The following is an 18,720-nucleotide window of genomic DNA, read 5'->3' as shown; positions in this document are numbered from 1 at the left end:
GACAAAAATCGGACATGTTGAGATGTTGAGACTGAAATCGGACATTTGCCGGAGCGTTGAGACACACCGAACCGGTCGGTCGGAATGGAACGCGCCGAACAGCGCTCTGCCGGGTCGCGCGTCGCGCCCCAACGTTTGCACCAAGCTAGGCCGGTTCATCACCGAACACGGTCACCGCGGCGGCCTTGGCTGGTTCCTCGACGCCCCCGGCTTCACCACGTTCAATCACACGCCCACGGCGAGACAGACCGTTCCGACGACGTGGTAGGAGCCTGAAGCCTCGCGGTTTCAGGGTTAGGGATTCAGCGATCTGCAGCCGGTAGTCATCATCTGGGATCAGGTCGTAACGGTTGAGGACCAGTCCGAGCGCAAGCACGGCTTCGTGCAGCGCGAACTGGCGGCCAATGCAGGCCCGCTGCCCGGTCCCGAAGGGCTTATATGCGTGCGGGGGCCGTGTCTTGGCCTGACCAGGGGCGAACCGGCCGGGATCGAACCGGTCCGGATCGGACCACACCAGGGGGTCGCGGTGCAGCAGCGGCAGCAGAACCAGCGCCCAGTCGCCCTGGTTCATCGCATATCGGCCACCGAGCATGGTGTCGGTGCGGGCGGCCCGCACGTAGCCGGGCGCAGTCGGCCACAACCGCAGCGCCTCGTCCAGCACCGCGCGTACGTACCTAAGTTTCGAGATGTCGGAGAAGGTGGGTTCGGGGTCCTCGCCGTCGCCCCACAGTGCGTCCACCTCCGCTCGCGCCCTCGCCAGGGCGTGCGGGTCCGAGGTGAGGTAGTACAGCGCGAACGACAAAGCACCGGAGGTGGTCTCGTGTCCGGCGATGATGAAGGTGATGACCTGCCGGCGGATGTTGATCGCGTCCAGACGGTCGCCGGTGTCAGGATGCGCAGTGGCCAGCATCTGGCCGAGCAGGTCGAGCGTTGCAGGAGCTGCGCCGGCACGGCGTGCCTGGACGACCTCGTCGACGATGTGCTCCATCAACGCGACGTCGGCCCGGTTTTGGCGGGCCGAGCCTACGAGAACCCGGCGCAGCGGTACCCACGGTGGGAGTAACGACAAGTTGGCATACCGCAGCGTGCGGGTCATGGCAGTGACGAACGGATGCGGCCGGTCGCGATCGAACGAGGCGAACCGATAGCCGAATCCGGTGCGCCCGATGGTCTCCAAAGTCAACCGCGTCATGTCGGTGGCGACGTCGACCCGTTGTCCGCGCTCGGCCGCCGTGTCCCAGCGTGTCAGCAGATCTCGGGCCACTTCCAGCATGATCGTGTGGTAGCCGAGCATCGCCTCACGGGTGAACGCCGGCGTCAGGATGTCATGTGCCAGCTGCCAATTCGGCTCGTCGGTCTCCGCGGTGAACAGCGCGTCACCGACGATGCGACGCAGCGGAGGCAGGTGAAATCCCACGTACTTGGCGAAGCGGGTGTCATCGCTCAACTCGGCGGCCAGGTCGGCCCCGCCCACGGTGACGATTTCACTGGCGAAGACCTTGCGGACCGAGATCGGTCCCAAATCGCGCACCTGCCCCAACACCGACTGGACTGGAGTGCGGGGATTCATGCCCAGCACATCGCCCAAGACCGGCAGGCGGCGCGGTGGATGGGGAATCGCAGTGGTGTCCACGGTGTACCTCCGGGCTAATGAATACAATTCAATAGTGCCCACAATGCCTGACTTATTGAAGTGATGTCAATAAGATCGCGACCATGCGGACACGGATGAACACCGAGCATCGGCGCGCGCAGCTGCTGGCGATCGGCGCCGAGCTGTTCGCTGGGCGGCCCCACGACGACGTATCGATCGAAGAAGTCGCAGATATCGCCCAAGTCTCCGCCGGGCTGCTATATCACTACTTCCCCAGCAAGCGGGCGTTCTTCGTCGCCGTCGTGGAGAACGAGAGCGCCAAGCTGCTGCACGCCGCCACCCCCGACCCCTCGCTGCCCCCGCTCGACCAGCTCAAAGCCGGTGTGGCCGTGTACATCGACTACGCCGAACGCCACCCCGACGGCTTCCGTGTCGCACATCGCGCGGCCCTGACCGACAACGACCTGCTCCGCATCCACGAGGGACGTGGCGCCGCCCACCGCGACCGCATCCTCACCGGCCTCGCCATGGTGACGACCGTGGACGACCAGACCCCCATAGCGGTTACCGGCTGGCTCGCTTTCGTCCCCGCCGCCATCCTCGCCTGGCTCGACGACCCGAAGATCACGCGCGAACAACTATGCGACCTCTGCGCCCGCGCTCTCTGGGCCGCAGTCGGCCTTCAACCGATCGCCGAGTCCAGACCACGCCAGTAGACGGGCTGGCGGTGGACGAGGTCACCCGAGGCGACGACGGTCCGTTCGGCTCGGTCACCCAACCGACCAAGTGGGTCCCGAACTAATGACCACAGTGGGGCCGAAACACTTGACGACACCGAGGTCGTCACAGTGGCCCTGCTGGCCACCTACGCCAACTGGTTGGCGACACAACTTGCAGCGATCTGGGGCGCCGGTCGAAGGTTGGTGCCGGGCGCGGCCGGCGCCACGTCGCATCTGCCGCCGAGGAGGGCCTCGTCAACTTCCTTCTGGTGTCGCTGGCACCGGCGATGATCGCAGCCAGCATCATTCTCATCGTCGGCGTCGTGCGCAGAAGCATTATTCGCGCGAGTTCGCCGAGTTTTTCAGCGCCCCAACCCCATAACCCGATCCACCACCCCGCTGTGTCGCATTGTTTACGGGGTTGACGGAACGGTGCCGGTCTCCCGACACCGGGGAGGTCTCGAAGCCAACTTCCGGCCTTCGAGTGTAGGCGCGCTGTCTTGATTGTCGGCTCTCACCTCCGCGAACGTGTTGGACGATCAGGGTCCACCCTGTGCTGGATCGAGCCGCGATGATCAACGACTGCCCGATAGACTCCCGGTCGTGATGGAGATCGGCAGCCGGTCGCGCAATCAGCCCGCGCCGCCGTTCGTGGTGCTTGAGGCCCTCACTCAGCCGCATCGTGACCCTCGCCGCCCCTGGCTGGAGCTACGCGACGACGAGCAGGAACCACGGATCGTGGAAACGGCGGTTCCGGACCGGGTCCTCTGGGCGTCGTTGTGGGTGAAGGTTCCCGACGCGCTCGTGCAGTTCGATCTCTCTGGTGCAGATGGCGGCACGGATCTTCGCTGGACCCTCTTGATCCGGCCCCCCGCGCCGGCAATGCCCACGATCGTCGCCATGCGCAAGCGACTCGACATTCTCATCAACCATAAGCTGCGCTCCAACTTCGGGCAGTAACCGTCGGGCCGGCCGCCGGGAATCTCGTTTCGCTACCCACTCCCCCAATACCGACGGTGACCGTGCCCAGAGCGTCGTAGGCGAGTAGCCGCTGTCGCGGACCCCGATTGAGAGGCGATTCTCATCGGCGAAACTCGACGGTAGGGTCCGTAGGAAATGCAGCGGTGGGTGAGACAAACACTCGTGCAACCGTCGTGAGACGCGGGCTAAATGCCGAGGTCAGCCGTACGAGGGAGTTCAGCGAAGTGCGAGACCCTACACGTGCCCGCGCGCACGAACACCGATGGCGGCCGGTGTGGGGTCGTGGTCGCTGTCAGATGGTGGCCACCAGGAGGTCCTCGCCGCTCGACGGGCGAGGGCCATCGGTCCTGCCGGCGAAGTAGCGCTCTCCGAGCGAAGTGCCCGTGACGTGCCGGGTGTTCTCGAGGCCCGCTTCGCGGGCGAGTGTCTCGATTTCTGATGGGGTGTAGAAGCTGATGAATGGCGTTCCGGAGGCCTTGGCCCCCGCTTCGCTGGTTTTCAGCCCGGAGCGGTCGGTATCGTCGACCAATTCGGTAGGCAGCAGGAAGGTCATCGCCAGCGTCGACCCGGAAGCGAGCTGCGCGACCTGACGCAGCATCGCTGCGGTGGCGTCCTTGGTCAGATAGTGGGAGACGCCCGTCGAGACGACGACCGCCGGGCGGCCTGGATCGAATCCCCCGTCGGACAGCTTCTGCCACCAGCTCTCACTTGCCTCGAAATCGACTGGCACAAGGTGCAACCAGTCGGGAATGCCGTATCCGAGTTCGTTGAGGCGCCTGCGCTTCCACTTCTGCGGGCCGGGTTGATCGACTTCGAACACCTGCAATTGCGCGGCGATGTCCGACCTGCGTTGGGCGAAAGTATCCAGACCGGCGCCCAGGATGACGTACTGCGTCACTCCGCGCGCCACCTGCTCGATCACCAGATCTTCGACGAATCGGGCTCGGTCCACAATGGCCGCACGGAATCCACTGGTCGCCTGCGCATCCATGTCGGGCCGGCCGCGCCAGTCGGCGTCGGGTGCAATGAGTTGCAGGCCGATCTTGTCCTCGAATACGTGCGGGGGCGGGTCTACCAGCACATGCATCGCACGCCACAGCGCGACGCGTTCGGCCGTGCTCTCCGGTGCGTCGGTACGTTCAGTCGCGATGATGATCTCCCTCGTGCTGTGTGCGGCGGGAGTCAAGACTACGCAATGAACGCGACGCGTCGCACGTCAGACCAGTGGTCGACCCAGCCGGCAACGGAGGCGAACATCCCAGAGCAACAAGCGAAATGGCAACTGTGAGAGCCAGAGCGGCGTGCGACGTTCGCGTTCGACGTGGTGTTCGAGGTAGTCGTCGAACCACGCCTGATCGGCGTCGGTCCAGCGCACTCCCAGCGCGTCGCGAAACTCTTGCGGCAGGTATCCGATGGTGCGCCGATATTTGACCGGACCGAACCGTTTCGCGATGAGCGGGTGTGCGTAGCCGAAGTTGGCGATCCCGATCAGGAACTCCCGTACTTCTTCGTCGATCTCGATCTTCGCGACCTGTTCGTCCCAGTAGGCAGCGAATGCCGAACGGTCCGCGGGCCACAGCTCGGCCGGCATCTGCAGGGTAGTGCCGCACACCTTTCCTTGCTGGTAGAACGCTTCTCGTTCGGCACCGACGAGCCGCCCGTGCACCCGCTCGTAGATGTCTTCCCAGCCGAAGTAGAGGCACGCCGCGACCCACAGTTGCAGCTCCGGGTTCATCGCGTTGTATTCGACCGGGCTCTCGTCATCGGAACGGACCTGCGCGTGCTGCCGATTGACCGCCTGCCGATAACGTCGCCGGTCATCCGCGGTACCCATTGCCGCCACGGCCAGGTAGGCCGCAGTGGTCCTGGCCCGCTTGATCGGATGCCGATCGAGCCGACCGTTCTCGACCTTGCTATGCGCCACTCCGTAGCCGACTGCCGGATTCGCAAGCTGCATCACGACATTCGCCGTTGACATGGTCCGCCCCATCGACAGCAGTGATTTCGCGAAGAAGCTGCTGTCGATCCGGTCCAGCTCGGCCCGCGACATTCGTTGCCTGCTTTGAGTCATTGCATAGCTCCAATCTGGGTACGTCTGTAATCAGATTACCGGGTTGCGGAATCGGCGCAACGGTGCGGGAGGGAAACGTCATCGCGCGGCCTCGAGGTGCGCGCGCGACCCGTGGGATACTGCGTGCGATGACAGAGTTGAACAACCGACTCTACGGCGGCGTCGGTACCGACGAGCGAGTGGCTCAGCGCCGGCAGCAGTTACTGCAAGCGGGTCTCGAGATTCTCGGCAATCCGCAAGGTGACGCCGACCTGACGTTGCGGACAATCTGTGCCGAGGCCCGGCTTGCGCAACGCTACTTCTACGAAAGCTTCACGGACAAGGACGAATTCGCTGCGGCCGTCTTCGACTGGGCCCTGAATCGAGTGATCACCGAAACGGAGGGGGCGCTGGCGAGCGCCACGTTCCGGAACGGCACGCGAGTGGGTTTGTCCGAACTGGTGAAAGTGATCGCCAACGACAGGCGCATCGGCGAACTCTTGTTCAGCCGGCACCAGGTCAACGCAGTGATCGTCGCCAAACGGTTCGAATCGACGGCCACGTTCGTCGCGCTGTTCAGTACTCAACTGCTCCGCGATTTCCGGCGCGACCAGGTGGGCAGAACGCCGCTGCTCTCCCATTTCGTGGTCGGCGGTGTCGCGCAGACCCTCGGTGCCTGGCTCAATGGTGATGTCGAGCTGTCCCGGCAGGAGCTCATCGACGAACTCGTCGACATGTTGGCTGCTCATGGTGTCGGCCGGCAGGATTCCTAGGCCGGCCTGGGATCGCAACGCCTGCGACGCAGATCAGCCCGCGGCGAGTACCCGCCGGCCCAGTGCCGCAAGGCTATCCGCAATACCGTCGCGAGTGGCGACATCGGTGATGATGCCTTGTTCATCGATCATCGCGGGAGTCACCGGCAGCTGGACGCACGCCTCCGCGACGATTGCGGCACCGGTGTAGTCGAGCACCAGCCGCAACGAAGCGTGTGCGTTCGCTGCGTTTGTCCCACTGGCGGAGACGTTGATCCAGGCCGTGGGCTTGTCGCAGATCTCGACGCCGCCGACGGTCCAGTCGAGCAAATTCTTGAACGACCCGGGCAGCGCCCCCGCGTACTCGGGAGTGCAGATCAGCAGTGCACTCGCGCCGTCGATCTGCCGACGTAGGTCGACCACCGCCGGTGGCAACGGGTCGCCGTCGTCGTCCGGATTGAAATGCGGCAAGTCCTTCATGCCTTTGTAGGGAACGCCGCGGAAGCCATTCGGGATGAGCGTGTTGGCAGTGCGCAGCAGGGCCGAGTTGCTCGACTTTCCGCGCAGGCTTCCCGATATCAGCAGGAACTCGGACATGGTGCTCACTCCTTCGGGTGCGAACGCGCCTGCCTCAATCATTCCCTCGCCATCGGCGGCCGCGTATGCATGGGTGGAACCGATGGGCGGGGATAGGCAGGGATAGGCAGGACGTCGCTGGTCCGGCGCGGGGGGACCCACAATCACGGCCGTTACTCGAGCGTGGAATCTTGGAGTGGTGACCACGAACCTGCTGATCAGCGACGCCAAGCATGTCCGCACCCTGACTCTCAACCGGCCCGAGGCGCTGAACGCGTTCGACGAGGCGCTCTACGACGCGACGGCCGACGCGCTGGCCGCCGCCGCTGCCGACCCCGACGTCTCGGTCGTCGTCCTGACCGGCACCGGGCGCGCGTTCAGCGCGGGCACGGACCTCAACGACCTGCAGGCTCGCGTCACCGACCCGGACTTCACCGAGGGCACGCGCGGTTTCATCGGACTGGTCGACGAACTCGCCGCGTTCCCCAAACCACTGATCTGCGCCATCAACGGATTGGGTTTGGGCATCGGAACCACGGTGATCGGTTTCGCCGATCTGGTGTTCATGGCTTCGACCGCCCGGTTGAAGTGCCCGTTCACCAGCCTGGGGGTTGCACCCGAAGCGGCCTCGTCCTATCTGCTCCCGGCGCTCATCGGACGGCAGAACGCGGCGTGGCTGCTGCTGTCCTCGGAGTGGATCACTGCAGCGGACGCCCTGCAGATGGGCCTCGTCTGGCGGGTGTGTGAACCCGACGACCTCGTGGCAGAAGCGACGCGGCACGCCGAAGTGCTCGCCGCGCGGCCGCTGTCGAGCCTGATCGCGGTGAAATCGACGATGACCGCGCCGCACCGTGCCGAAGTCGCAGCCGCCCGGGAACGCGAAAATGCCTACTTTGCCGAGCTTTTGGGCACGACCGCGAACAGTGATGCATTGGCGTCGTTCACCGGCGGCGCGTCCGCCGGTTCCGCGGAAGCAGGTAGTACGGCCTGAATTCTGCCTCAGTCGGCGAAATCGGTACTGCGCGTGACGTGATCCCACTCTTCGATGTCCCCTTGCAGGGCGTCGAGCGCGCTTCGGACGACCACGGCGGCATCGGTGCCGAGCGGCAACAGGTACGGCGCATCGCCGGATTCGACGACCTTGATCAGGGCAGCCGCCGCCTTGGCGGGATCGCCGTTCTGCGTGCCGTGCACGGTGTCGTTTTCCTTGCGCCGCTTCCCAGCGGTCTCGGCATAGTCGGCGATGGGCGTCCCGGACTGCGTGAGTGACCGACCGGCGAAATCAGTGCGGAAAGCGCCGGGTTCGACGGTCATCGCCGTGATGCCCAGCGGGCCCACTTCCCTCCGCAGCGAGAGTGTCAATGCCTCGATCGCCGCCTTGACCGCCGAGTAATAACCGGAACCCGCCGGCGACATGCGCGCGCCGATGGACGAAATGTTTATGATCGTGCCGGATCGTCGCGCGCGCATTCCGGGAAGCACTGCCTTGATGGTGCGCACCGTGCCGAACACGTGGGTGTCGAAGAGTAGTTGTACGGGGCCATCCTCACCCTCTTCGACGGCGGCCCGGTAGCCGTAGCCCGCGTTGTTGACAAGGACATCGACGGCGCCGAACCGCTCCTCCGCAGCGGTGACGGCGGCGCTCACCTGGGTGTCGTCGGTGACGTCGAGCGCGGCGGCAAGCGCAGTGTCCGGATAGCGGTCGGTCAGATCCTTGACGGCAGTGGCATTGCGGGCCGTGACGACCGCATTGTCGCCGTGCGCGAGCACACCTTCGGCGAGTGCGCGCCCGAGGCCGGTCGAGCAGCCGGTGATGAGCCAGGTGGTCATGATCGGTTCCCTTCGTTGGATGAAGTACTGACCGACACGATCGCCAGATTGACCACGGTGTCGATCCGAGTGGTGTTCGTTTAGAGCGGCGACGCGGGTAGCAGTCCGAATGCGACGGCAAGGTTGTGGATCGCGTCGGGTGCGCCCGACACGACGATCGCCTTGTCCGCCAGGGCATCCGCCAGCGCGACTTCTTCGTTGTTCAGCGCGATGAGGGTGGTGCTGTCGGTGGTGAACACCGCGCGCGGACCCTCCGCGGGTTTGGCCAGGATCTCGATGTGGCGGTCGGCAATGCGCACCTGGAAGTGCTCGTTGTCCAGGACGAGTCCGTAGACCCCGTCGGCATCGACCGACGCGTCCGGTTCGTAGCGTGCGGCAAGTCCGAGCGCCAGTGATTCGGCATCGATGCGCTGGCCTTCCGTCGGCGGGCCGAGTCGCTTCGAACCCCATCGGATCAGGCTGAGGAGCGCAGGTCGTAGCCCTTCCCCGTCGGGCGTGAGTTGGTAGACGGTCGAGGCCGCTGGTGGTGGCAGTGTGGCCTTCTCGATCACCCCGGCGCTGTCGAGTTCGCGAAGGCGTTGGCTGAGCAGTCCGGTTCCGATGCCGGGCAGGCGTTCGAGCAGGTCGGTGAACCGCTTTGGGCCTACCAGTAGGTCGCGGACGATCAGTACCGTCCAGCGCTCACCGAGCAGATCGAGGGCTGCGGCAAGCCCGCAGTACTGCTGGTAGGACCTCTTCGCCATGGTGCCAGTTTACAAACCAATTCTCTTTACTTCAAAAAACGTATGTAGTAACTTCCTATTTATGAATGACGGACAGCTTGTCGCGACGGCCGGGGTCGTCGTCGGCGCGGGCATACCTTCATTGCCGACGTCTCGGCGGCGGACCGGTCGAGGCGGACTCGCGCGCTCGCGCCGGCCGAAATGGCATCTGCTGCATTGGTTGCGGCGTCCATGGTCGGGCAAGGCGCGCCTCGCTGCCGACCGGGCTGACGCGCCACCCGCCGCGGGCCGGATGCCGGTCCGACCACGCCGGGCGAGGTGGTCCGATCCGCGCCGCGATCCGAGCCTCGAGCAATCGTTGATGGCACGGGAGATGTTCCGGCTATGACGCGGACAACCCGAATCCGGGCCACCGGATCCAATGTCGCAGGCGTGCGCCGCGCCCTGTTGACCGGTGTGGTCTACATCGAACTCACGCCACGCGAAGCCACCGCTGTCAACCGCTCTTCGCGAGCTGCGCAGCGATGATGCCGGCCGCCTTGCTTTCGCCGTCCTCGTCGACCAGCAACTGCGAAACATGCTGTGCACGTTCGGCATAGCGAGGATCGTGCAGCGCGGTGGTGATCGCGTCCGTCAGGTCCTCGACAGTGAGGGTGGTGCGCCGCAGAGGTGCGGTGGCAGCGCCGAGAGCGTGCAGGCGCCGCGCCCAGAACGGTTGGTCCATGATGCCCGTGACGGGGATCGAGGGGACCCCGGCGCGCAGGGCGGCGGCCGTGGTACCCGCGCCGCAGTGCTGAACCACTGCGGCCATCTGGGGAAACAGCCACGCGTGTGGGATATCGCCGACGGTGATGATGTCGGTGCCATCGCCGTATAGGTGCGCCCACCCGGACTGGACCATGCCGCGCACACCGGCCTTACGCAGGGCGGCAACGATCATCGCCGACAACTCCTCGCTGCGTGCGGTGGCGGTGCTGCCGAGGCCGACGAACACCGGCGGCGGTCCGGCCTGCAGGAAGTCGACAACCTCTGATGGCGGCTGCCAGGCCGGGTCGTCGACGGGCCACCAATATCCGGTGACATCGAGTCCGGCTCGCCAGTCGGCGGGGCGCGGCACCACGTGCTGGGAGAATCCGTAGAGGACCGGCCAGGTTTCGTCGCGGCGGCGCTGGTAGGTGCGCCGGGATTGCGGTGCAAGGTCCAATGTCGCACGGAGGCTGTCGATCAGGGGCGTGTAGACCTTTTCGCCCACACCGCCCAGCCGCCAGGCCATCCGGTTTCCCCAGGACCCAAAGGATCGCGCCGTGAGTGGAGGCGGCGCGAATTCTTCTGTTGCACTGACGGGTTGGAAGAACGCCCCGATGCTGGGGATGTCGAGCGCCTCGGCAACGTGATAGCCGAGCAGGGAGCCGATCGGGCCTTCGAACAGCAACAGATCGGCATCTGCTGCCGTGGTGGCCATGGCTTCACCCACGCCGGTCAGGTCGTCGCGCATTTGGGCAAGCACGTCCTTGGACGGGCGCATCCGCGCGCCATCCACGACGGCCTGGCCGTAGGCGGATTCGCGGGTGGCTTGCTCGGTGTCCTTGGGCAGCAGCCGAAACTCCAGCCCCGCGGCGGTGACCATCTGCTCGTACGGATGCTGCGCCGCGACGGCGACATCGCCGCCGATGCGCTCGCGCAACCGGACGCCGAGGCCGGTCAACGGCGCGACATCGCCGCGGGTGCCGAATGCTGCGATCACGATCTGTGTCATGACTTCCTCCAGGTGGCTATGACGAACGTGTCGCCAGATCGAACGTGGTCACCAGTTCCTCGCCGTAGCCGAGGACGTCGTAGCCGGGGTCGCGGGCCAGCTCCCACACGGCGCCGTCGAGGGCGGCGCGAAGAGCGTTCTTCATGAATACCGGCGACATTGGTCGGAACTGTCCGCTGCGCACACCGTCGGCGAAGATCGACTCCGGATCCAGCGCCACCAACTCGACCGCCTCGGGCGGGGGTGCGGCCGTCGCGGCCTGGTCCAAACGCAAACCGTCCGCCGTGCGAAACCCCGTGACGATCTCCAGCATGGCGGTGGCCGCGACCGGGTTTTGGTTGATGAACGCGACATTCGAGCGGATGTATGCCGCCAGCCTGTCCGCCGGCGAGGTTGCCGCGGCGATGGCGGGCGCCATCTGCGCGGCCGCGGTGCCGAACACCGCCCCCACGACCGCTTCGATGATGTCGTTCTTGGTTTTGAAGTGATAGAGCACAACACTTTTCGCCACTCCGATGTGGTCGGCAATCCTGGCGACCGACGCCTGGGCGTAGCCACCCTCGGCGATCACCCGCATTGCCCCCGCGACGATCTGCGCGCGTCGGGCGTGCTCGGTGAAGGTCGAGCTGTCTGACCGCATGGTCAGATATTAGACCGATCGGTCAGCACATGCCAAATCTATTGAAGCCCACGCTTCCCGCTGCGGCAGTGTGCTGGATACCGTTGCGTGTACGGTAAGCAGCACTATTGCTGTCGGAAAGGTATGGCGGATGACCAAAGTGATGCAGGGCGTTCGTGTCCTCGAAGTCGCCCAGTTCACGTTCGTGCCCGCGGCGGGAGCAATCCTCGCCGACTGGGGTGCCGACGTCATCAAGATCGAGCATCCGGAGCGCGGTGACACCCAGCGGGGCTTCATCAACATGGGTGGGTTCCACCTCGACCCCGACCGGCATCCGCTGATCGAGCATCCCAACCGCGGCAAGCGCAGCGTCGGGATCGACGTGTCCACCCCGGGTGGCCAGGAGATGCTCTACGAGATCGCCAAGACGGCGGACGTATTCCTGACCAACTACTTGCCCGGCCAACGTCAAAAGAACAAGTTCGACGTCGAGCACATTCGTGCGGTGAATCCGAACATCATCTATGCCCGCGGTAGCGCGTACGGGGACAAGGGGCCGGAGCGGACAACCGGTGGGTTCGACGGCACCGCATTCTGGACGCGCAGCGGGGTGGGCCACGCTCTGACGCCCGAGGAAATGGGTGGTGCACTGTCGCAGGGCATTCCGGCATTCGGTGACTCGATCGGCGGGATGAATATCGCGGGCGGGATCTCCGCAGCCCTGTTCCACCGTGAACGCACCGGCGAGGCCATCGAGCTCGATGTGTCCCTGCTCAGCACCGCGTGGTGGGCGGCAGGCGCGAGCGTCACGCAGGGGATGGAAACCGGTGAGACGATGCGCTCACTGATGCCGAATTCGACCAGGCCATCGGTCAATCCGTTCATGGGCAACTATGAGACCTCCGACGGCGGCACCATCAACCTGTGCATCGTGAGCCCGACCGGCTACATTCGCGACGCGTTCGAGCATCTCGGACTGTCCGACGCGGCCGACGATCCACGTTTCGCCGATGTGCTGCCGCTGATCGAAAACGCCGACGCCGCAGTAAAGCTCATCACGGAAGCGATCCGTAGCAAGCCGTTCGAGTATTGGCGCCAGCACCTCAAGACGATGCGCGGCCAGTGGGCGCCGTTCCAGAGCCTGGTGGATCTGGCGACCGACGAGCAGGCGATCGCCAACGACATGATCGTGGAAGTCGAGGCCGGCGACGGCGGCAAACCGTTCAAGGTGGTGCGCGGCCCGGTGCAGTTCAACCACGAGCCGCTGGAAACGACGCGTGCTCCGCAGGCGTCCGAGCACACCGAGCTGGTGCTGCTGGAACTCGGTGTCGACTGGGACCGCATATCGGAGTTGAAGGAGTCCGGAGCGATCGCGTAGCCCGGGCACCTCACCCGATAGCCATACCGTCGCCCGGACAGTACGTTCAGGGCATGGATCCTGTCCTCGTCACCGGTGCATTCGGACAAATCGGTAAGCGCTGCACCGAAATTCTGCTCAGTCGCGGCCGCACCGTCATCGCCTCGGACCTGCGCAACGACACCTCCGCCGCCGCTGCGGAAGAACTTGCCGGGCAGGGGCATCCGGGTCGCCTGATCACGGCGTATGCCGACCTGCTCGACGCCGAAGAAATCCGGGCCATGGTCACCGAGCACAAGCCGCAGGCGATCGTGCACCTGGCGGGGATGTTCTCGCCGGCCTCGTACCGCAACCCGCGACTGGCCCGCAAGATCAACGTGACCGGCACCGAGAACATCGTGAAAGCCGCGCAGACACTGGACGAGGCTCCGTTGCTGTTGCTGGCCTCGAGTGCCGCCGTGTACGGGTCCCGGAATCCGTACAAGTATCCCGAGCTGATCACCCCACAGACCCCGCCCAATCCCATCGACCAATATGGCGAGGACAAGGTGCTCGCGGAGGGGGTCATCCGGGACAGCGGACTGCCCTATGCCGTGCTCCGACTGGCCGGGGTCATTTCGCCGGACGGCCTGGCCACCGCCGACTCCGGCCATCTGGTTCTCGTGCGTTCGATGCCCCGGGACAATCGCATCCATACCGTCGATGCCCGTGATGTGGCGCTGGCCTTCGCCAATGCCGTCGACCGCGCGGACAGCGTCAACGGCAAGGTGCTGCTCATCGCCGGTGACGAGTCGCATCGGCACCTGAACCGGGACCTAGAGGACGACATGATGACCGCACTCGGCATCGGGCGGCTCGGTCCGTCGGCGAGCCTGCCGGGCGATCCGGACGACGACCGCGGCTGGAGTTTCACCGGCTGGTTCGATACCACCGAGTCCCAAGCGCTACTGGATTTTCAGCGCTACACCTGGCCGGAAACGGTGCGCTTGATCACCGAGTCGCAAGGGCGCCTCCGCCCGGTCCTGCAGGTCCTCGGCCCGGTATTGCGTCCGGGTATGCGCCTCGCGCTCGCGGTCCAGCGACGGATCGAGAAGCGTGGCAAGTACGCCGACCCATGGGAGTTGATCGGCAGGAAGTTCGGCCCGGACGTGCTCGCGCCCACCGACTTCTAGCCACACCGCACAACGGCCGCTAGCCGGCGCCGAGACTGTGACGACCGCGAATCGTTACGCGAGTGGCATGCCACCCCACGTGCATAGTTGGACACTTCACGTATATTGTGGCAAGTCTGTGACCCGCAAGCAGCCCCCTCCAACGTCGGAGTAGCTATGAGCAGTGATTCTGCCGAGCCTAAGCGCAGGTCAGGCGTGCGCTCCTATGCCAAGTGGGTCAGAAAGGCCCGGCCCGCGGATTATCTGATCGAGCTCAGCGCGGCACCATCGGCCATTCCCGTCATCGGCCGCACCCTCGCGCCGCTCGGCGGGATCGCGGCACTCGGTGTCTGGGGCGCGCGCTATCTGCCGGACACGCTGTCCATGCGAGCGCGGGACCGGAAGGGCGCGGACAGCGCCGATCGGCGGCGGGATGAACGCGCGCAGGCGTCCGACCTGGCGATTGCGGCACTACAGGGCATCGTCGCTCCCGACGAACTCGCCCAGCCATGGCCGGTACCCAACCCCAAGGCGCCGTTCCGGGAGGCCGCGGGGCAGCGTCGGTACGTCTACCGCACCGCCGTCTCCTACGGCGACAACCCGTACCAACTGCTCGACGTCTGGCGCCGCGAACGACTGCCGATCAAGCCGGCGCCGGTGCTGCTCTACGTGCCCGGTGGCGCGTGGGTTGTCGGGAGCCGGATCCTGCAGGGGCATGCGCTGATGTCACACCTCGCCGAGCAGGGCTGGATCTGCCTGGGCATGCAGTACCGAACGAGTCCGCAGCATCGCTGGCCCCGCCATATCGAGGACGTGAAGGCGGCGATCGCATGGGCGCGCGCCAACGTCGCCAAGTACGGCGGTGATCCGGATTTCGTCGCCATCGCCGGCTGTTCGGCGGGCGGGCACCTGGCGTCCCTTGCGGGGCTGACGCCGAACGATCCGCAGTGGCAGCGCGAATTGCCCGCGGACTCCGACACCTCGGTGGACGCCGTCGTCAGTCTGTACGGACGATACGACTGGGTGGATCGGTCGACGGTCGAGCGGGTGCGATTCATGCGGTTCCTCGAGCGCGTCGTCGTGAAGCGCTCGCAGTCGCGCTATCCCGATCTCTACCGCGACGCCTCACCAATCACCCGGATCAACTCCGACGCCCCGCCGTTCCTCGTGGTGCACGGCAGTCGGGACGGCCTGATCCCGGTCGGTGAGGCGCGCGCCTTCGCCGAGAAGTTGCGTTCGGTTTCGAGCAGCCAGGTGAGCTATGTCGAACTCCCCGGCGCTGGGCACGGATTCGACCTCACCGACGGCCCCCGCACCGGTGCGGTGAACACGGCAATCGGGTTGTTCCTCAACAGCATTGCGCGTAATCGACGCCTTTCGAACGCCGGTGAAGTGAGCTGAGCGGGCTCACCCGATTACGGGGAACCGCCGAGCGTCGGAGAGTCGATCCAGCGCGTCCTGCATAACGGAACGCACGTGTCGGTCGACCTTGTCGATATCGGGGTCGGGTCCGAACTGCTCGACGACGTCGATCGGGTCGAGCACCTCGACAGTGATCTTGGTCGGTAGCGGCATGTTCAGCGGGATCAGCATGCTGAGCCCGAACGGAAAGCCCACGCTGACCGGCAGGATGTTCATCCTGGCCTTGGTCAGGCGCAATTGCTTCGCCAGCCAGTTGCCCCGGGTCAAGAAGAGTTGGCTCTCCTGCCCGCCGATCGACACGGTCGGCACGATCGGCGCGCCGGCTTCCAGTGCCGTCCGCACATAGCCCGTCCGGCCGTCGAAATCGATGGTGTTGGCCGTGAACGTGGGCCGGTACGAGTCGTAATCGCCGCCGGGAAATACCAGCACGACGGCGCCGCTACGCAGTGCCGCGGAAGCGTTGTCGCGGCTCGCGTGAATCACGCCGAGGCGGTGAAACAAGGAGGACGTGGGTCCGAGCAGAACGCCGTAGTGCGCAAGCGTGTAAAGCGGGCGATCGTAGCCGAAGTGTTCATAGAACTCCGGTGCGAACACGAGCACGTCCGGTGTCAGCATCCCGCCCGAGTGATTGGACACCACCAACGCGCCACCCTCGGCGGGGATCTTCTCCAGCCCCCGCACCTCCGAGCGGAACCACCGCTTGACCACCGGGCCCGCCCAGTACTTCATCTGCTGGGTGACTACGGGATCCCACAGGCGTATCTCCGGAGCAGTCATTCCTGTCCTCTCGCTACAGACGTCCTCGGCTGTCTACACGCTGTACCCAAAACGGCGCGTTGCAACCGCCGAATGCGGCGGATCTACTCGGCGGAAGCGACTCCCCGCACCACCGTCTTACGTGCCAAGCCCTTAACGAACTCCCACGTCGCTTGGCTCGTCCTGCATTGCGGTCGAACCCGCTGCTTCATTGGGCAGCTCGTCGAGGCGGACGCCCTCGATATCGACGTTCGGTAGCACGCGGTCGAGCCAGCCCGGCAGATACCACGCATGCTTGCCGACCAGGCCCATCAACGCCGGGACGATGGTCAACCGCACGAGGAACGCATCGAAAATAATCGCTGCGGACAGCGCGAAACCCATTGTCTTGGTGGTGGTATCGGGCAGCATCATGAACGCGGCGAACACCGAGATCATCACCAGTGCAGCCGAGCAGACCACGCGCGCGCCATGGTGGAAGCCCACCACGATTGCGGCTCTTGCACTTTCGCTCGTCTGTGGTCCGCGCACGTACTCCTCACGCATGCGGGTGCCGAGGAAGATCTGGTAGTCCTGGGTGAGGCCGAACACGATCGCGATGAGGTAGACCGGCACGATGCTGGCCAATGGTTTCGGATGTTCGATGACGCCGAACCACCCCTGTTGGAAGACGGCGACCGTGATGCCGAATGTTGCCGCGATCGACAGCATGAAACCGACGGTCGCGATCAGCGGGACCAGCAGCGAGCGGAATACCAGCATCAGCACGAGGAAGCTCATCCCCACCACGAGCGCGAGATAGGGCAGCAGAGCCTTGTGGATCACGTCGCCGAGGTCCACGAGTATCGCCGTCTCGCCGGCGACGCCGACAGTGATGCCCGTGCCCGGATCCAGGGCGCGGATGGCGTGCACGAGATCGCGGGTCGGCACTTCGGCCGGGCCGCTCGCGGGCACGACGTAGATCAGCGCACCAGTTTTGTCTGCATTGACCTGCGGTGGCGCGACCATGCCGACATCGGGGAGCGCCGCAACATCATTCGCCAGCTCCTGGTACACGGAGGTGGGTTGCGCTGCACCGCCCGCGTCCACCGCGACGACGAGCGGTCCGCGCAGTCCCGGGCCGAAACCCTCATCCAGCCAGGCGATTGCGGTCCGCTGGTCGGCGCTCGCCACATCCAAACCGACCTCGAGGTCGAGGGCAGGCAACGCGATGATCGCCAACATTGCGACCGGGACGGCCAGCGAGACGATCGGGTGCGCGAGAACCCAACGCGCCCAACGACTGCCATTGTTCGGCTTGTCCTGCGACATATCGCTCGCGTGCAGGCCCGGGATGCGCAGCGCGAACGCGCGCCGGCCGAGCAGGCCGAGCAGCGCCGGTAGCAATGTGATCGCGGCCAACACCGCGATTACCACTGCCACTGCGGCGGTGACGCCGAGCATGGTCATCATCGGATTGCCCACCACACGCAGTCCGACGAGCGCAATGAACACGGTCGACCCGGCAAAGACGACGGACGTCCCCGCTGTGCCGCCCGCCCGCGCGGCGGCCAGGCTCAGGTCGTCGGTCCGAGTCAGCTCGTCGCGATAGCGCGACACAATGAACAGCGAATAGTCGATCGAGACGGCGATGCCGATCATCGTCGCCAGCAGGATCGAGGAGGCATCCATCTGGAACAGGGCCGTCGCGCCGGTCAGCAGCAAGACGGTGACGCCGATGCCGAACAGTGCCGTCACGATCGGCAGCACCGCCGCGACAACGGAGGCGAACGCGATGATCATCACGATCAGCGCGACGCCGAATCCGATCCCCTCGGCCGTGGCGCCGTCGGCGCGTTGCCCGTTGTACAACGTGCCGGTCGCTTCGGCAGGCAGTCCGTTGGTCGCGCTGTGCGCAAGCACCTCACGGAACGCCGCGAGGTCGGACTTGTCGATGTCGTCGAATTTCGCGTTCCAGGTGAGCGGAAGATAGGCGATTGTGCGATCGGCGCTGACCTGGTGGGTGAGCAGCGGTATGGCTACCGGGTTCAGCAGCCGCTCGGGTGCCGCGAGCCGATCGACGCCACGGAGTTCGTTCACCAGCGCGTCGATGCGCGCCGAGTTGACCGGATCGTCGAGCGTGGTCCCCGCCGGCGCGTGCACGAGGACCCGCGCGGTAGCGGTGTCGCCACTCCCACGCAACTCCGGGAACTTGTCGTCGAGAATCTGTTGTGCGGTTGCACTCCCGGTGCCCGGCACGGAGTAGTCGGTGACGAAGGGCTTGGCCGCGAGGGTCAGGGAGCCGGCGGCGATCAGCAGCGCGACCCACAACCCGATCACTGCCAGCCGGTGCCGAAACGCGTAATGACCGACTCGATAGAGGAACCTCGCCACGGGCCTACATCTTCTCCATGTCGAGAGTTGTAATCGAATCTCTGACAAAAGTCAATGACGGA

17 protein-coding genes are annotated in these 18,720 nt (G+C 65.4%); 7 read left to right on the top strand and 10 right to left on the bottom strand.

The window, feature by feature from the left end:
• Positions 1-145: 145 nt before the first annotated feature.
• Entirely contained in the window at positions 146-1,633 is a 1,488-nt protein-coding gene (locus OG921_RS17240) for a cytochrome P450 (RefSeq protein WP_266113716.1), read from the bottom strand.
• 83 nt (positions 1,634-1,716) lie between these two features.
• On the opposite strand from OG921_RS17240, the gene OG921_RS17235 reads away from it, so the two are divergent.
• A complete protein-coding gene (locus OG921_RS17235) occupies positions 1,717-2,310 on the top strand; it encodes a TetR/AcrR family transcriptional regulator (RefSeq protein ID WP_266113715.1) in 594 nt (197 codons plus the stop codon).
• A gap of 609 nt (positions 2,311-2,919) precedes the next feature.
• Positions 2,920-3,273, top strand: a complete 354-nt coding sequence (locus OG921_RS17230) for a hypothetical protein (protein ID WP_266113945.1) — start codon at positions 2,920-2,922, stop codon at positions 3,271-3,273.
• A 313-nt stretch (positions 3,274-3,586) separates the two neighbouring features.
• Here OG921_RS17230 and OG921_RS17225 read toward each other — a convergent pair whose 3' ends face one another.
• Positions 3,587-4,480: a class I SAM-dependent methyltransferase gene (locus tag OG921_RS17225; protein WP_266113714.1), complete on the bottom strand. Its 894-nt coding sequence runs from the start codon at positions 4,478-4,480 to the stop codon at positions 3,587-3,589.
• Between the two features lie 30 nt (positions 4,481-4,510).
• Complete coding sequence (locus tag OG921_RS17220) at positions 4,511-5,365, bottom strand: oxygenase MpaB family protein (RefSeq protein WP_266113713.1); 855 nt, start codon at positions 5,363-5,365, stop codon at positions 4,511-4,513.
• A gap of 128 nt (positions 5,366-5,493) precedes the next feature.
• Between OG921_RS17220 and OG921_RS17215 the strand changes: the two genes are divergently transcribed.
• Positions 5,494-6,117, top strand: a complete 624-nt coding sequence (locus OG921_RS17215) for a TetR/AcrR family transcriptional regulator (protein ID WP_266113712.1) — start codon at positions 5,494-5,496, stop codon at positions 6,115-6,117.
• 33 nt (positions 6,118-6,150) lie between these two features.
• Here the strand turns inward: OG921_RS17215 and OG921_RS17210 are convergent, their stop codons facing one another.
• Entirely contained in the window at positions 6,151-6,693 is a 543-nt protein-coding gene (locus OG921_RS17210; protein ID WP_266113710.1) for an NADPH-dependent FMN reductase, read from the bottom strand.
• Between the two features lie 178 nt (positions 6,694-6,871).
• Here OG921_RS17210 and OG921_RS17205 point away from each other — a divergent pair, with 178 nt between their 5' ends.
• Positions 6,872-7,663: an enoyl-CoA hydratase/isomerase family protein gene (locus tag OG921_RS17205; protein WP_266113709.1), complete on the top strand. Its 792-nt coding sequence runs from the start codon at positions 6,872-6,874 to the stop codon at positions 7,661-7,663.
• Between the two features lie 8 nt (positions 7,664-7,671).
• Here the strand turns inward: OG921_RS17205 and OG921_RS17200 are convergent, their stop codons facing one another.
• The 4 genes from OG921_RS17200 to OG921_RS17185 all read right to left on the bottom strand — a co-directional run bounded on the left by OG921_RS17200 (position 7,672) and on the right by OG921_RS17185 (position 11,620).
• Complete coding sequence (locus OG921_RS17200) at positions 7,672-8,502, bottom strand: oxidoreductase (protein WP_266113708.1); 831 nt, start codon at positions 8,500-8,502, stop codon at positions 7,672-7,674.
• A gap of 80 nt (positions 8,503-8,582) precedes the next feature.
• Positions 8,583-9,245 carry a helix-turn-helix domain-containing protein gene (locus OG921_RS17195; protein ID WP_266113707.1) on the bottom strand — a complete coding sequence of 221 codons (663 nt, stop codon included), beginning with the start codon at positions 9,243-9,245 and terminating at the stop codon, positions 8,583-8,585.
• A gap of 475 nt (positions 9,246-9,720) precedes the next feature.
• Positions 9,721-10,980, bottom strand: a complete 1,260-nt coding sequence (locus OG921_RS17190; protein WP_266113706.1) for a glycosyltransferase — start codon at positions 10,978-10,980, stop codon at positions 9,721-9,723.
• A gap of 16 nt (positions 10,981-10,996) precedes the next feature.
• Positions 10,997-11,620 carry a TetR/AcrR family transcriptional regulator gene (locus OG921_RS17185; protein ID WP_266113704.1) on the bottom strand — a complete coding sequence of 208 codons (624 nt, stop codon included), beginning with the start codon at positions 11,618-11,620 and terminating at the stop codon, positions 10,997-10,999.
• Positions 11,621-11,762: 142 nt separating this feature from the next.
• On the opposite strand from OG921_RS17185, the gene OG921_RS17180 reads away from it, so the two are divergent.
• The 3 genes from OG921_RS17180 to OG921_RS17170 all read left to right on the top strand — a co-directional run bounded on the left by OG921_RS17180 (position 11,763) and on the right by OG921_RS17170 (position 15,508).
• Entirely contained in the window at positions 11,763-12,977 is a 1,215-nt protein-coding gene (locus OG921_RS17180) for a CaiB/BaiF CoA-transferase family protein (RefSeq protein WP_266113944.1), read from the top strand.
• A gap of 53 nt (positions 12,978-13,030) precedes the next feature.
• Positions 13,031-14,128, top strand: coding sequence for an NAD(P)-dependent oxidoreductase (locus OG921_RS17175; protein ID WP_266113703.1), 1,098 nt, complete (start codon positions 13,031-13,033; stop codon positions 14,126-14,128).
• Positions 14,129-14,284: 156 nt separating this feature from the next.
• Positions 14,285-15,508: an alpha/beta hydrolase gene (locus OG921_RS17170; RefSeq protein ID WP_266113702.1), complete on the top strand. Its 1,224-nt coding sequence runs from the start codon at positions 14,285-14,287 to the stop codon at positions 15,506-15,508.
• Between the two features lie 6 nt (positions 15,509-15,514).
• Here OG921_RS17170 and OG921_RS17165 read toward each other — a convergent pair whose 3' ends face one another.
• Both OG921_RS17165 and OG921_RS17160 read right to left on the bottom strand, forming a co-directional pair.
• Complete coding sequence (locus tag OG921_RS17165; protein ID WP_266113701.1) at positions 15,515-16,306, bottom strand: lysophospholipid acyltransferase family protein; 792 nt, start codon at positions 16,304-16,306, stop codon at positions 15,515-15,517.
• 132 nt (positions 16,307-16,438) lie between these two features.
• Positions 16,439-18,658, bottom strand: coding sequence for an MMPL family transporter (locus OG921_RS17160; RefSeq protein WP_266113700.1), 2,220 nt, complete (start codon positions 18,656-18,658; stop codon positions 16,439-16,441).
• Positions 18,659-18,720 lie beyond the last annotated feature (62 nt).

This window comes from Aldersonia sp. NBC_00410 (assembly GCF_026342035.1).
Lineage (GTDB): Bacteria > Actinomycetota > Actinomycetes > Mycobacteriales > Mycobacteriaceae > Aldersonia.
The sequence above is the reverse complement of the archived record's forward strand: the minus strand, read 5'-3'. Positions and strand labels throughout refer to the sequence as shown.

Bases quoted from the DNA above. Each gene is read 5' to 3' on its own strand.
- OG921_RS17215 (WP_266113712.1), top strand. From the start codon at position 5,494: ATGACAGAGTTGAACAACCGACTCTACGGCGGCGTCGGTACCGACGAG.
- OG921_RS17170 (WP_266113702.1), top strand. From the start codon at position 14,285: ATGAGCAGTGATTCTGCCGAGCCTAAGCGCAGGTCAGGCGTGCGCTCC.
- OG921_RS17220 (WP_266113713.1), bottom strand. From the start codon at position 5,365: ATGACTCAAAGCAGGCAACGAATGTCGCGGGCCGAGCTGGACCGGATC.
- OG921_RS17190 (WP_266113706.1), bottom strand. From the start codon at position 10,980: ATGACACAGATCGTGATCGCAGCATTCGGCACCCGCGGCGATGTCGCG.
- OG921_RS17195 (WP_266113707.1), bottom strand. From the start codon at position 9,245: ATGGCGAAGAGGTCCTACCAGCAGTACTGCGGGCTTGCCGCAGCCCTC.
- OG921_RS17180 (WP_266113944.1), top strand. From the start codon at position 11,763: ATGCAGGGCGTTCGTGTCCTCGAAGTCGCCCAGTTCACGTTCGTGCCC.
- OG921_RS17165 (WP_266113701.1), bottom strand. From the start codon at position 16,306: ATGACTGCTCCGGAGATACGCCTGTGGGATCCCGTAGTCACCCAGCAG.
- OG921_RS17185 (WP_266113704.1), bottom strand. From the start codon at position 11,620: ATGCGGTCAGACAGCTCGACCTTCACCGAGCACGCCCGACGCGCGCAG.
- OG921_RS17230 (WP_266113945.1), top strand. From the start codon at position 2,920: ATGGAGATCGGCAGCCGGTCGCGCAATCAGCCCGCGCCGCCGTTCGTG.
- OG921_RS17235 (WP_266113715.1), top strand. From the start codon at position 1,717: ATGCGGACACGGATGAACACCGAGCATCGGCGCGCGCAGCTGCTGGCG.
- OG921_RS17175 (WP_266113703.1), top strand. From the start codon at position 13,031: ATGGATCCTGTCCTCGTCACCGGTGCATTCGGACAAATCGGTAAGCGC.
- OG921_RS17200 (WP_266113708.1), bottom strand. From the start codon at position 8,502: ATGACCACCTGGCTCATCACCGGCTGCTCGACCGGCCTCGGGCGCGCA.
- OG921_RS17210 (WP_266113710.1), bottom strand. From the start codon at position 6,693: ATGTCCGAGTTCCTGCTGATATCGGGAAGCCTGCGCGGAAAGTCGAGC.